This window comes from Bacillus sp. N12A5 (genome assembly GCF_026790125.1).
GTDB lineage: Bacteria > Bacillota > Bacilli > Bacillales > Bacillaceae > Bacillus.
On sequence record NZ_JALAMR010000002.1, the window covers coordinates 101,683 to 115,179 of the forward strand.

12 protein-coding genes and 1 pseudogene are annotated in these 13,497 nt (G+C 46.0%); 7 read left to right on the forward strand and 6 right to left on the reverse strand.

All coding sequences use genetic code 11. The features are described 5' to 3' along the window. Nucleotides 1–17: 17 nt before the first annotated feature. From MOC09_RS00830 to MOC09_RS00845, 4 genes are all read right to left on the reverse strand, one after another. Nucleotides 18–251 (reverse strand): spore germination protein GerPB, encoded by a 234-nt coding sequence (locus MOC09_RS00830; protein ID WP_268357923.1) that lies wholly within the window; start codon nt 249–251, stop codon nt 18–20. Nucleotides 252–263: 12 nt separating this feature from the next. Then, entirely contained in the window at nt 264–485 is a 222-nt protein-coding gene (locus MOC09_RS00835) for a spore germination protein (RefSeq protein WP_268357924.1), read from the reverse strand. Between the two features lie 420 nt (nt 486–905). Further along, nucleotides 906–1,076 (reverse strand): aspartyl-phosphate phosphatase Spo0E family protein, encoded by a 171-nt coding sequence (locus MOC09_RS00840; RefSeq protein WP_268357926.1) that lies wholly within the window; start codon nt 1,074–1,076, stop codon nt 906–908. Nucleotides 1,077–1,218: 142 nt separating this feature from the next. Then, entirely contained in the window at nt 1,219–2,142 is a 924-nt protein-coding gene (locus MOC09_RS00845) for a CotH kinase family protein (RefSeq protein WP_268369265.1), read from the reverse strand. 154 nt (nt 2,143–2,296) lie between these two features. Here MOC09_RS00845 and MOC09_RS00850 point away from each other — a divergent pair, with 154 nt between their 5' ends. The 3 genes from MOC09_RS00850 to wprA all read left to right on the forward strand — a co-directional run bounded on the left by MOC09_RS00850 (nt 2,297) and on the right by wprA (nt 6,526). Next, nucleotides 2,297–3,202, forward strand: a complete 906-nt coding sequence (locus tag MOC09_RS00850) for a fumarylacetoacetate hydrolase family protein (protein WP_268369266.1) — start codon at nt 2,297–2,299, stop codon at nt 3,200–3,202. A gap of 113 nt (nt 3,203–3,315) precedes the next feature. Then, nucleotides 3,316–3,672, forward strand: a complete 357-nt coding sequence (locus tag MOC09_RS00855) for a YisL family protein (protein WP_268357931.1) — start codon at nt 3,316–3,318, stop codon at nt 3,670–3,672. A gap of 166 nt (nt 3,673–3,838) precedes the next feature. Next, nucleotides 3,839–6,526: a cell wall-associated protease WprA gene (wprA, locus tag MOC09_RS00860; RefSeq protein WP_268369267.1), complete on the forward strand. Its 2,688-nt coding sequence runs from the start codon at nt 3,839–3,841 to the stop codon at nt 6,524–6,526. 31 nt (nt 6,527–6,557) lie between these two features. Here wprA and MOC09_RS00865 read toward each other — a convergent pair whose 3' ends face one another. Further along, nucleotides 6,558–7,115 carry a DUF2777 domain-containing protein gene (locus tag MOC09_RS00865; RefSeq protein WP_268357934.1) on the reverse strand — a complete coding sequence of 186 codons (558 nt, stop codon included), beginning with the start codon at nt 7,113–7,115 and terminating at the stop codon, nt 6,558–6,560. A gap of 169 nt (nt 7,116–7,284) precedes the next feature. On the opposite strand from MOC09_RS00865, the gene asnB reads away from it, so the two are divergent. Beyond that, a complete protein-coding gene (gene asnB / locus MOC09_RS00870; protein ID WP_268369268.1) occupies nt 7,285–9,129 on the forward strand; it encodes an asparagine synthase (glutamine-hydrolyzing) in 1,845 nt (614 codons plus the stop codon). A gap of 81 nt (nt 9,130–9,210) precedes the next feature. After that, nucleotides 9,211–10,040, forward strand: a pseudogene (locus tag MOC09_RS00875) (phytoene/squalene synthase family protein). Between the two features lie 29 nt (nt 10,041–10,069). On the opposite strand, the gene MOC09_RS00880 reads toward MOC09_RS00875, so the two are convergent. After that, nucleotides 10,070–11,437, reverse strand: a complete 1,368-nt coding sequence (locus MOC09_RS00880; RefSeq protein WP_268357938.1) for an MATE family efflux transporter — start codon at nt 11,435–11,437, stop codon at nt 10,070–10,072. Between the two features lie 123 nt (nt 11,438–11,560). Here MOC09_RS00880 and MOC09_RS00885 point away from each other — a divergent pair, with 123 nt between their 5' ends. Then, nucleotides 11,561–12,424 carry an AraC family transcriptional regulator gene (locus tag MOC09_RS00885; RefSeq protein WP_268369269.1) on the forward strand — a complete coding sequence of 288 codons (864 nt, stop codon included), beginning with the start codon at nt 11,561–11,563 and terminating at the stop codon, nt 12,422–12,424. 17 nt (nt 12,425–12,441) lie between these two features. After that, nucleotides 12,442–13,455: a transcriptional regulator DegA gene (gene degA, locus MOC09_RS00890; RefSeq protein WP_268357940.1), complete on the forward strand. Its 1,014-nt coding sequence runs from the start codon at nt 12,442–12,444 to the stop codon at nt 13,453–13,455. Nucleotides 13,456–13,497: the final 42 nt, after the last annotated feature.

Sequence of the window (13,497 nt, forward strand, 5' to 3'; positions counted from 1 at the left end):
TCACCTCTTTCATATGATTAACGGCCAGGAGGCTGGAGGGGGACAAATGCTCCTGTATCGGGCTCATCCAATTCAACTGGCTCCCCTTGAGCGGAAACCTCGGGAGCCGCTTCCACATAGCTGCCTGTGTTGTACAGGTTAGATAGCGATTTAATGGACCCGGCGCTTCCGATTTGCAGAATGGAGGAGTTGCTGATTGATTCCAGCCGGAGATAGTTAATTTGAATGGTTTGATTAATATAAAAATTCATGAAAACACTCCTTTACGCATTCCCTGCGATCGGCTGATCAACGGCATCGTTGTCAAACACCTTCGTCGCGTTCTGGTAATTCATCACCTTGAGGCTGTCACCGGTATTAAAACTGCCCGCACCGGCAAATGTTCTGACCTCTGCCTGAGGAGAAATCGTTATACAGTCCCCGATGTGAACGACTCCACTCGTACCTACCGCATTAATTTTAAACGCTCCGACAATGGCCGGCATACGAGCACATCCTTTGTTGAAAAATTGATAAAAGGCAGGTAAAGTAATAAGAGAATTTGATGTAATTGGGCTATTCACGATAGCTTATGACAAACGCACATATGTGTGAGAGAAATTTAAAGGGGATATATCGGTATCGGATGTAAACGCTATCATTTTTCGGCCGTTATGTTTAAAGTGTTTAAAAGCGGCAGTGTATAAAACTGAGCGGAAATGCGGCGATGGATGCCGCTATCCGCCTGTGTGATTTTTGTTTCAGTTTCTTTGGTGTTTTTGTTCGTAGAAAAGCTTTTTTGGAGTATGTCGTGCTGCGGATTCGTTTCTTGGGTGGGCACATTTTCGCCCAGAGGTATATCCCAAAAGTGATGAGTTAAAAAGCGGAGTTTCCTATAGTGCATTCAAATCCTTATAGATAATGATTCACATACGGGAGTTTTCAGGATACCCCCAAAAAATCATTTCTTCTTTAATTCGGATGTTCAGCAGACTGTCAAGCTCTTGGCTACATCGAATCGTCTCCTTTGAATTCATGCCGTATTTTTGTGCTGTTTCAATTAGTGTGATTCTCATTTCTTCAATTTTACTGTTCATTACACGATCTCCAATTCTAGAATTTATTTTGATAAACACAGGATATCGTTAGTATAACCTATTTTTGCTGAAAAGGTTGCCTTTCGTCAATTTGACTAAAAAAGCGACAATTTTTGCTGCGCTTTTTTTATGGAAGAAAGGACTATAGTCTTGCTAAGTGTGCTTGCAAAAAGTCCTGCCGCTCCTCAATTTCCCTCAGTATATTTGTCTGCTCCTTTTCGAATAGCAAGGGGCTTTTTTTTATGAAAGGATCATCATCACCTTTTTGACAAATGTCAAGATGCCACTCTCTGATGAAAGGGGACAAGCGTTCAATTGTAAATGACCGGTTCAGCACGTTTTTCATTAATGTGTGATATTGCGACCGAAAGGCGGGGATGGAAAGAAGCCTCGACGAAAGCGTTGGCCCCTTAGCGAGCAGAGGGTCTTCGTCAGTTCTTCTGGGTGCAGCAAGCGAACGGGTTTCTATCGGTGAAATGTAAAGACGGCTGGATTCGTTTGAACAAAATGTGTAATAAAAACCTTCGTTCGTGCAGACGCTCCCGATCAGCCACAGAAAAAACAGTTTGACATCCAGATACATTTTAATGCGTTCAGCTAATACATCATCTTCGGCGGTGCGGACCAGGGTGAGAAATTCATGCAAGAATGCGGAAGATTCATCTTTAAAAATGCACAGCGGAACCCTCGGATCGGCGGTCTTCAATTGGTCACTTGCCCTGCCGGCCAGCTGAGGGTTCTTGATCTTCAAATAAATGCCTTCTGGCTGGCCATTGATGGTCAAAAAGCTGTACGAGGCAGCGGGAGCAGGAACGCCGATCTGGTCAAAAAAACAATAGGCGAGCCTCCGCCGCATCAGTGAGGGATCATTCTGTTCCGCATTCAAAAAAAGGTTGCTTTCGCCAAGCAGAGACTTTTCCCAGCTGATTTCATAGGATGCCTTTTCCGCTCTGTCTCGCTGTGTGAGAAGAATGGGAGAAACAGATCGGTCTGTCACCAAAAGCCCCTTGGCAGCCCCTTTTCTATTTAGCTGCTGCCGATGAAAAAATAAATGTATGTTCTCCATATTCTTTCCTCCTCCTCAAAACGCCATTTGTATGATATGTGCGGCATGCCCGTCCTGAAACGAAATGAAAACGGACACGAGAAAAAGGGATTTCAGCATTCGACAGAGAATACATGAAGGAGCATTCTGATTTAAAAGATGATGGAGGAATAACATGAAATTTGCGACAGGGGAACTTTACAACCGAATGTTTGTCGGCCTGATCATTGATGATGAAAAAATTATGGATTTGCAAAAGGCTGAAAAAAAACTGTTTGAACTTGAGACGATTCCGGGATCGCTGATTGAATGTATCGCAGAAGGGGATAAATTCGTTGCGCATGCAAGGCAGCTGGCTGAGTGGGCAAAGAAACCGAATGATGAGCTGGGATCATTTATGTACTCATTATCTGAGGTGAAGCTCCATGCACCCATTCCTAAGCCATCAAAAAATATCATTTGCATCGGCAAAAACTACAGGGATCATGTGATTGAAATGGGGAGTGAGGCTGACATTCCGGAGCATCCGATGGTGTTTACAAAATCGCCGGTAACCGTTACAGGGCATGGTGATATCGTAAACAGCCATGAAGAGGTCACCTCTCAGCTCGATTATGAAGGAGAGCTTGCTGTCGTCATTGGAAAAAGCGGGTCACGCATCTTAAAAGAAGACGCATATGACCATATTTTCGGATACACCATTGTGAATGATATTACGGCGCGTGATCTGCAAAAAAAGCATAAGCAGTTTTTTATCGGAAAAAGCCTGGATACGTCATGTCCGATGGGGCCTGTACTTGTACATAAATCAGCGATTCAGGAGCCTGAGCGCCTCAGAGTTGAAACGAGAGTCAACGGTGAGCTGCGCCAATCCGGTTCGGCAAGCGATATGATCTTTTCCATTCCGGAATTAATCGAAACCCTCTCAAAGGGGATGACGCTTGAAGCGGGAGACATCATTGCCACAGGTACGCCGTCCGGTGTCGGAAAGGGTTTTACGCCGCCAAAATTCTTGCGGACAGGTGACCGAATCGACATTACGATTGACCCGATTGGAACGCTGTCAAACCAAATCGGCTGACTCAAACAGGAGGGCGGACTTGGACCGCCCGTTTTTTCTGAGACTATCTTTGTGACAGCGGACAAGTTCATGGTACTATAAGTGGGGTAATTTATCTGATAGGGGGAACATATATGACACACCTACATATTACGACATGGGTGGTAGCGCTGATTCTGCTTTTCGTCAGCTATTCGCTCTATTCGTCAGGAAGTGCGAAGGGCGCAAAAATCACTCATATGATTCTGCGGCTATTCTATATCCTAATTATTTTGACAGGAGCTTGGCTGTTTATCCATTTCGCCAACTGGAACGGAGAATACGCCGGGAAAATGATTCTTGGCATTATCACCATCGGCTTGATGGAAATGCTCCTCATCCGCAAGAAAAAAGAAAAATCAACTGGCGGCCTATGGATCGGCTTTATCATTGTCCTTGTGCTGACAGTGCTGCTCGGTCTTCATCTGCCGATTGGATTCCGATTATTTTAATAGAAAAAGCTTGAACCCGGTTCTAAGAGAGTCGGGTTTTTTTGTATGGTTCCCCCCTGATATTCCAAATCATTTAAAATAACCTTAAAATTCCCTGTAAGCGGTATCTCGTCCTATGAAATTATGATACCTTCAAGAAGATTCATTATTTTGCAGGAGGGATATCATGAAACGTAGAAAATTCAGTTCGTTCGTGGCAGCAGTGCTTATTTTTGCACTGATCTTCAGCCTTTTTTCTCCGGGAACCAAAGCGGCAGCGGCCGGTGCGATCGATCAGGCGGCTGCTCTGGAAAACGGCAAAGAACAGACAGGCGCCATGAAGGAACCGGAACAGGTAAAATGGTACAAAGTGACTCCGGGAAAAGAGGATATTCAGAAAAACTCACATTTGGCACTGACCGTTAAGAGTGATGCAGTACTGAATGTATCTGTATATCCGAGCAAGGAAAAAGCGCTTAAAGATGAAACGTTTGAGATGTACCGTTCTTTCACAGCGGAGGATGGAAAAAGCGATATTATTTTTCCATACGCGTGGAGCGGCCCTTACTATGTAAAAGTTGAATACCTTGGAGAAGAAGAACCAGAGGACGGCGGAACGGCAAAGGCAGCAGCTGCGGAAGCCAAGTATACGATTGGGTATAAAGGCACCAAAAAACAGCCATCAGATTTAGAAGCGGAAGAAGCTTGTCCGGTTGAAATGAGTGTTGATCAGAAGAAATCAGGTAAAGGCATCCTGGAAAAGCTGAGAGCGATTCGTGATGAGCAGCTGAGCCAAACAGCAGAGGGAAAAGAGCTCACAAGCCTTTACTACAAAGCGGCGCCGTTTATCGTGGCAAAGCTCGCACTCAATAAAACTGCGAGAAATGAAATCTATCAAGATCTTGTGACATTAAAGCCGATGTTTGATGATGTGTCAGAAAACGGTACGTCCTCTTCATATACAATTACCGAAAAGGATCAAAAAGCAATCAACCGGCTGTATGATACAGCTTTACAATCAGTCCCGTCTTTTCTTAAAGAGGAGCTAAAGAAACAGGCGGAACGATTAAATATCAAGCAGCTGCAAGGCAAAACAGCAGGAGCTATTTTAACAGAAAACAGTATTGCGGCAAAAAGTGAAGTTCAGACAACAAAGGTTATTTTCAAGGTGAAGGACAATAAAAGCCTCTCATCAGTACATAACGAAATGAAGGGCTTTTCTGCAAGCGCGCAATCGAAAAAAGACATTTCCAATGTGAAAAAAGCAAAGAAACTGTTTGACAATCTGTATTCCTTCGAACTTCCGAAAGATGAAAAGCAAAACGGTGTATACACAGCTAGTGCCAAACGGGTCAAAAGCGCTGCTGCGACATTATCCAAGATGTCTAACGTTGAGTTTGCGGAACCTGTACAGGAATACAAAAGCCTGTCAAATGATATTCAGTACCCGTACCAATGGCCGCTTAAAAACAGTGGTGAAAACGGCGGAATCAAAAATGCGGATGTGAAATATGAGCCAGCCAGCACATTGCTGTCAAAACGCAAGCTGAACGATACGTTAATTGCGGTAGTAGATACAGGTGTGGACAGCACGCTTGCTGACTTAAAAGGAAAAGTAAGAACCGATCTCGGGCGTAATTTTGTCGGCCGGAATAACAACGCAATGGATGATCAGGGACATGGGACGCACGTCGCTGGCATTATTGCAGCTCAAAGCGATAATGGCTATTCTATGACTGGATTGAATGCCAAAGCGAAAATTATTCCGGTAAAAGTGCTTGATTCCACAGGAGCCGGAGATACTGAACAAATTGCTCTCGGCATCAAATATGCTGCTGACAAAGGAGCAAAGGTGATTAATTTAAGTTTAGGCGGAAGCTACAGCCGCGTGATTGAATTTGCTTTGAAATACGCAGCTGACAAAAATGTCTTGATTGCCGCAGCCAGCGGAAATGACGGAGCCAATTTCTTATCGTATCCTGCTTCTTCTAAATATGTGATGTCAGTCGGAGCAACGAACCGTATGGATATGACCGCTGATTTCTCTAACTATGGAAAAGGTTTGGATATCTCTGCCCCAGGGTCTGATATTCCAAGCTTAGTGCCGAACGGGAATGTCACGTACATGAGCGGAACGTCCATGGCAACGCCATATGCTGCCGCTGCTGCAGGATTGCTGTATGCTCAAAACCCTAAGCTGAAAAGAACAGAAGCAGAGGATATTTTGAAAAAGACGGCCGACGATATTTCCTTTGAAAGCGTCGATGGCGAGGAAGAGGAATTGTATGATGATAATGGCGATCCGATTGACATTCCAAAGACGCCTGGAGTAGACTGGCACTCAGGCTACGGGCGGCTGAATGTCATGAAGGCCGTCAGCGCAGCTGATGTACAGCTCAAAGTTAACAAGCTTGAAAGCACACAAACAGCTGTCAGAGGAAGCGCGAAGGAAGGCACGCTGATCGAGGTGATGAGCGGCAAGAAAAAACTCGGCAGCGCTAAAGCCGGAAAAGACAGTATGTTCAAGGTTAATATCCCGACTCAAAAACAAGATCAAGTCCTGTATGTGAAAGCAACAAAAGGCGATGCGAAAACATCGTATAAAGTTGTCGTTGTCAAAGGGAAACCTTCCGGCACACCGAAAGTAAATGCAGTGAAAACGAAAGATACAGCAGTGAAAGGAAAGGCGAACAGCAAGGCAATGATCAGAGTGAAAAACAAATCCAAGAAAGTCATTGCTTCTGCCAAAGCTGACACGAAAGGAACGTTCACGGTGAAAATCAAAAAACAAAAAGCCGGAACGGTGCTGTACGTCACGGCTGCTGATCCAGACAAAAAAGAAAGCAAGGAGGTAAAAGTGGTCGTTGAAAAGTAATCAAAAAGCGGTGCTCGCTGCACCGCTTTTTTTATTTGCGCCCCCGCTGGACTGCTGAATACATAATCGATCGCTTTCCATTTGAAGCCGTCCATTCGAACCGGTCTCCTGTCCCTTCGCAGCTGTAGTGATGCTGCATCGCACATTGGGCGGTGTCATTTGAAAAGTGATAAAAAGAAACACCCTGCTCCTCCAAGTTATTCGAGAAAACGCCCTTATTATAAGAAAATACGCAATCGAATACGGATAAGCCGAAGCTGTGCAAGTGCTGCAAAAAGGCGAGAAAGGTTTCATCATCAAGCGAATCTAAAAGCGCCATGAGCGGCCGCTTGACCGATTTTTCATAGCGGATGCGTTCTCCGCCGGAAAGGGAGATGTTTTCTTCACCGCATGCCAGAGTCAATTGATCCTGAAAGCCGGCCTGCTCCCATCTTCCTTTATGATGGATCCAGATTGGGCTGTGATGCAGACTGTCCGCCAGCAGTATATCGCCTTCCCCGTTTTCGATTAAACAGATGCCGTCTTCAATGAGGACGGTGCCATACTCCCATTTTCGTTCCTCTCTATATAACAATTGTTTCCGTTTCATACATGCTGTCTCCTTTTTCTTCTTTCCTCTCCTTTCTTTCCAATTCAAGCCTGTCTCATACAACTCTTTTATGGACAAATCAACTATCTGCCTTTTGATGCATAAACTTACTAAGGTGCTGAATGAAACGAATTTGTTACGAAAGAAACGGGATTGGAGCTGATATTACATGTGTGGAATTACGGGTTGGGTCGATTTTAAAAAGCAGCTCGTCCAGGAAAAACAAACGATCAACAGAATGACAGACACTCTTTCCAAACGGGGTCCTGATGATTCCAACGTTTGGGGGGAGCACCATGTTTTATTCGGACATAAAAGGCTTGCGGTTGTTGATATTGAAGGCGGGCGCCAGCCGATGGCATGCACCTTTAAAGGAAATACGTACACCATTATTTACAATGGCGAGCTGTATAACACGGAAGATCTGCGCAAAGAATTGCGGGCCCGGGGCCATCAGTTCGAGCGGACATCAGATACCGAGGTGCTGCTGCACAGCTACATTGAGTGGCAGGAAGACTGTGTAGACCATCTCAATGGCATATTTGCTTTTGCTGTATGGGATGAAAAGCGTGATCTGCTGTTTGCGGCGAGAGACCGCCTCGGCGTGAAGCCGTTTTTTTATACGAAGCAAGGCTCTTCTTTTCTCTTTGGGTCGGAAATCAAAGCGATCCTCGCACACCCTGAGGTAAAAGCGCAAGTGGACCGAACAGGACTTTCTGAAATCTTCGGGCTTGGACCGTCCAGAACCCCGGGTACTGGCGTATTTAAAGGCATTAAGGAAGTCCGGCCGGCCCACGCGCTGACGTTTTCCAAAGACGGGCTGAATATTTGGCGTTATTGGAATGTCAAAAGCGAAAAACATACGGATGGTTTTGGTGATACGGTCGCCAGTGTCAGATCGTTGTTTCAGGATGCGGTGACGCGGCAGCTTGTGTCGGATGTGCCGGTTTGTACATTCCTATCAGGCGGACTGGACTCAAGCGCGATTACTGCGATTGCGGCAGGCCATTTTGAAAAGGAAGGGAAAGCGCCGCTTCATACTTATTCAATTGATTACGAAGAGAACGATAAATTTTTTCAAGCGAGCGCCTTTCAGCCCAATGATGACGGACCATGGATTGAAAAAATGACAGAGGCCTTCGGCACGACGCATCACAAATGCGTGATCAGCCAAAAAGATCTCGTCGATCATTTGGAAGAAGCCGTGCTGGTCAAAGACTTGCCGGGAATGGCTGATGTCGACTCGTCTCTGCTGTGGTTTTGCCGGGAAATTAAAAAGGACTTTGTCGTCAGCCTGTCGGGAGAGTGCGCGGATGAGATCTTCGGCGGGTACCCATGGTTTCATATGGCTGACGTTGAGTCGGGCTTTCCATGGATGAGGTCGACAGAGGAACGGATTAAGCTGCTTTCTGATTCATGGCAGAAAAAATTGAATCTAAAAGAATACGTAAATGCCAAATACGAAGAAACCTTGGCAGAAACGCCATTATTAGACGGAGAAACGGGTGTGGACAAAGCAAGGCGACAGCTGTTCTATTTAAATATGCTTTGGTTTATGACAAACCTTTTGGATCGGAAGGATCGGATGAGCATGGGGGCGAGCCTTGAAGTTCGGGTGCCGTTCGCCGATCATAGGCTTGTGGAATATGTTTGGAATATTCCGTGGGAAATGAAAATGCATGACGGCCGGGAAAAAGGCATTTTCCGTAAAGCGCTTGAGGGGATTTTGCCTGAAGACATTCTATATCGCAAAAAAAGCCCGTACCCGAAAACACATCACCCGGAATATACAAAAGGCGTCAGTGAATGGCTGAAAACGATCAGAAGCCAAAAGGACTCCGTGCTCCATACCCTGCTCGACAGAAAGCAATTGGATCAGCTTTTAGAAACGGAAGGCTCTTCCTTCAAGGTTCCGTGGTTCGGGCAGCTCATGAAGGGGCCTCAGCTGATCGCCCATCTTGCTCAAATTCATACATGGTTTGAAGCGTACCGCATTGATATTGATGAAGGATAAAGAAAAAGCCGATTCTGCGCAAAGGAATCGGCTTTTTCTTCATATACAATTGGGAGAAAACATAATAGACTTGAAGAAGCAGTGATACATAGGAGTGAATAGAAATGAAAGAGATAAAAGAAGCCTATCAGCAGTGCGGCCAGATCGTAAGCGTCAGCGAACCGGCCTGTTACAAAGCATTCTCGTTTCTTCCCCTGAAGCAAAGACAGGCAGCTTGGGCAATTATGGCGTTTTGCCTAACGGCAGCCGATGCGGATGAGAAGAAGTTATCTGCCATTGAAGCTGAGGCGGAACATGTTTTTTCCGGGACATATAACGGGAATCATTTTTTATGGAAGGCTTTCAGCCACGCGTATCAGACCTTTACATTGGACAGTGAGCCATTCCGTGGGTTCATTGCCGCACAGAAGGCGGAGGATAAACCGTTCGAAAGCCTAGATGAACTGCTCATGCACGCATACCAGACGGGCGGTGCGGCCGGATTAATGCTTCTTCCGACTATGGCGCGCCGGCATCAGGAACAGCTTACACATGCAGCCGGCTCTCTCGGCTTAGCGATTCAGCTGATTCGGCTTCTAAGGGATATCGGCACGGACCAACAGCAAAAAAGCCGCATTCCCCGGCAGGTGATGCAGCAATTTGGATATACAGAAGATGACCTTGAGAAGGGCGTCGTCAATAAGGCGTTCACCATGACATGGGAGTATATCGCTTTTGAAGCGGAAGCCTACCTTGAGGAGTGCCAGGATGCCTTGCCGCTATTCCCGCTATATTCGCAAAAAACAGTGAAAGCCGCCCTTCATTTGTACCGGGCTGTTTTAGAAAAAATCCGGGCGGAGCAGTACGTTGTATTTCAACATCAATACGCCGTCACAGAGAACGAAGCGAAACGGATTCTGTCTGACTTATAAAAAACGCCCGGCCTTGTTTGAGCCGGGTGTTACGCCATCCCTTTTTGAATCCAGATGCGTGAGCGCCATCTTCTGTACATTAGGATTCCCCGGACCCATTCATCCGCGATAAAGGAAATCCAAATGCCGGCAAGACCGAATCCGAGCTGGATGCCGAATAAATAAGCAAGCGGGAGGCCGATGCCCCACATCGAAATCATTGCCATGTAAACCGGGAATTTGGCATCTCCTGCGGCACGCAGGGAGTTAATGATAATGACATTAAACGAGCGGCCTGGTTCAAGAATAATCGTCATGGCAATCAAAAGGCTCGCAGTCGCAATGATATCAGGGCTTTGTGTAAAGAGGCCGATCAGGTCTTTTGAAAAGATCGTCATTAAAACAGATGTAGCTGCAGCAATTCCGAGTGCCCAATATAAGCTCTTCATGCAGCGTTCATAAGCGGCATCAAACTGTTTGCCGCCGATATAGCGGCCGATTAAAATTTGTGTGCCCTGGCTGATCGCGGTACCGAACAGCAAAATAAACATCGTAATATTTTGCGTATATACTTTTGTTGTCAACGCCTGCGCGCCCATGATCGCAATAAAATAAGTGACAATCATTTGCGACAGGTTGTATGAAAGCTGTTCACCAGCAGAAGGGATGCCGATTTTCAGCAGCTTGCGCAAATGGTCTTTATGCATATGAAAGACTTTTTTCAGAGACATTTTCAGCTGGATGCGTTTGTTGACAATGACAATCATGGCAATTAATCCAATGACGCGGGCAATGGATGTAGACATGGCTACACCGGCAACGCCGAGAACAGGAAAGCCGAACAAACCGAAAATCACAACAAAGTTTCCGGCAATGTTTAAAATATTCATGCCGATTGTGACAAACATTGTATCTTTAGTATAGCCGTAGCTTTTTAAGATTGCGCTGAATGTCATGATTAAAGCCTGAATAAAGGACAGACCTCCGACAACTTGTAAAAAGACTTTCGCATCAGGCATTAGCTCGTTTGATAATCCCATCATATGAAGCAGCGGGACAGCCGCGAAAAAGACAACGGCGCTGATGGCGAGGCTGATGAAGAAGTTGGCGCCGATTGACACATAAGCGACTTCCATGGCTTCTTTCTTTTGCCGTGACCCTAAAAATTGTGAAATCACAACGGTCGTTCCTGTTGCGATAAAGCTGAACATCACGATAATTAAATTCAAAATCTGGTTGCTGACGCCGACTGCTGCCACACTGTTATCTGAATATTGGCTGAGCATCAGTGTATCGGCATTACCCATAAACATATATAATGAGACCTCGATGAAAATCGGCCAAGTAAGCGAAAATAATGAGAACGATTTGTCAGCGGGTTTTTTCAAAGCAGTTGATTTGAAGACAGCTTGTTTCATAGTGTCTAACCCCTTTCGTAAATAAAATCAACGTTTTAAAGTGTACCTCCATTTCCTTATAATAAAAAGGGAGAGAAACGATACTTCTTGCAAAAATCCGACTTAAAAGGGAGGATGATTCAAATGCCTCGCATCCTGTTTACAGTCCCGCCTTTTCCGGTATTTATCGCAGCCGGAGAAGGGGTTTTTAAAAGGGGAGAAACCCATGTGAACCGTGTATTCTCTGTGTTTGATCTAATATACGTCAAACAGGGAACGTTATATATAACGGAAAATGAAACATCGTTTTCTGTTGAAGGCGGCGAGTACATCTTGCTTTCTCCCGGTCTTGAACACTACGGGACGAAGGGCAGTGATGAAGCAACCTCCTATTATTGGCTTCACTTTGATGAACATCAATATGAATTTACGACAAAGGGAGGGAGCAACTGGTCTGAGCTTCAGCAGGAAAAAGGGAGCTTCGAGACGCCGGCCCGCTACGGCCTGGCCTTGCCGAGAAAAGGCAAGGTGCAGCGCCCGCAGTTTATGGCGCAGCAGTTTGAAAGGCTCATAGATTACTCAGCGGAAAACTCCGATTTGCCGCTCAGAAAGCAAATCTTATTTGAGGAGCTGATGCTGCATCTTCAGAAAGAGGCGTTTCAAATTCCGTCTGCAAAAGAGCGGGTTGCCTGGGAAGCTGCCCGGTACTTACAGGAGCATTATAAGGAAAAGACGACAATCAAGGATCTCTCGCTTGCCCTTCACTATAACCAGGATTATGTGAGCCGCTGCATGCAGCAGGTGCTTGGTGTCACGCCGGCACAATACACGAACCGGGTGAGAATGACGGAAGCGAAGCGTCTTTTATCCTCTACAAATGATAAAATGGGCGTCATTGCGGAAACGGTGGGAATGGAAGATCCGACATACTTTTCAAAACTCTTTAAGCAGATAGAAGGCATTTCACCAATTGAATACCGGAAAATTGTCAGCCGGAAAGTTCAATAACCAGACGAGGGATGAGCATGAAAACAACAATTTACGATGTAGCAAGGGCAGCGGGTGTCTCGATCACAACTGTGTCGCGTGTGATTAACAATACGGGCAGAATCAGCGGCAAAACGCGGCAGAGGGTGATGAATGTCATGAAGGAAATGGCGTACACGCCCAATGTCCACGCTGCGGCGTTAACGGGAAAACGAACGAATATGATCGCCCTCGTGGCTCCTGATATTTCAAACCCGTTTTACGGCGAACTCGCCAAAAGCATTGAGGAAAGAGCGGATGAGCTCGGTTTTCAAATGATGATTTGCAGCACCGATTACGATCCGAAAAAAGAAACGAAATATTTTTCTGTATTGAAGCAGAAAAAGGTGGACGGGATTATTTTTGCGACAGGGATTGAGAATCGTGACAGCATGTCTGCTTTGGAGGAAATCGCCAGCGAACAAATTCCGCTTGCCATGATTTCACAGGATAAGCCGTTGCTCCCGATGGATATTGTCGTGATGGATGACGTTCGCGGCGGGTATGAGGCTGCCAAGCATCTTCTGTCACTCGGCCACACGAACATCGCCTGCATTGTGGGAGACGGGTCAACGACGGGTGAAAAAAACAGAATCAAGGGCTTCCGCCAGGCGATGGAGGAAGCGGGCGTGCCTGTCGATGAATCGCTTATCGTCCCGACACGATTTTCATTGGAAAGCGGTAAGGAAGAAGCAGGAAAATTGCTGGATAAGAACGCTCCAACGGCTATTTTTGCCTTCAACGACGTATTGGCCTGCGCTGCTATACAAGCTGCGAGAATAAGAGGCATAAAAGTGCCGGATGACCTTTCCATCATCGGTTTTGATAACACGATCCTTGCAGAAATGGCGGCCCCGCCTCTGACCACCGTGGCCCAGCCCATTAAAGGCATGGGGCGGAGCGTCATTGAACTGCTTGCTGAAGCAATCGAAGGAAAACGAAAGACGAAACAAAAAATTGTGCTGCCGCCTGAGCTTGTGATCAGGCATTCCACATCAACGCCCAAAAGATGAACCCGCGAATGAGCGGGTTCTTTTCATTTTGGCAGTTGAAGC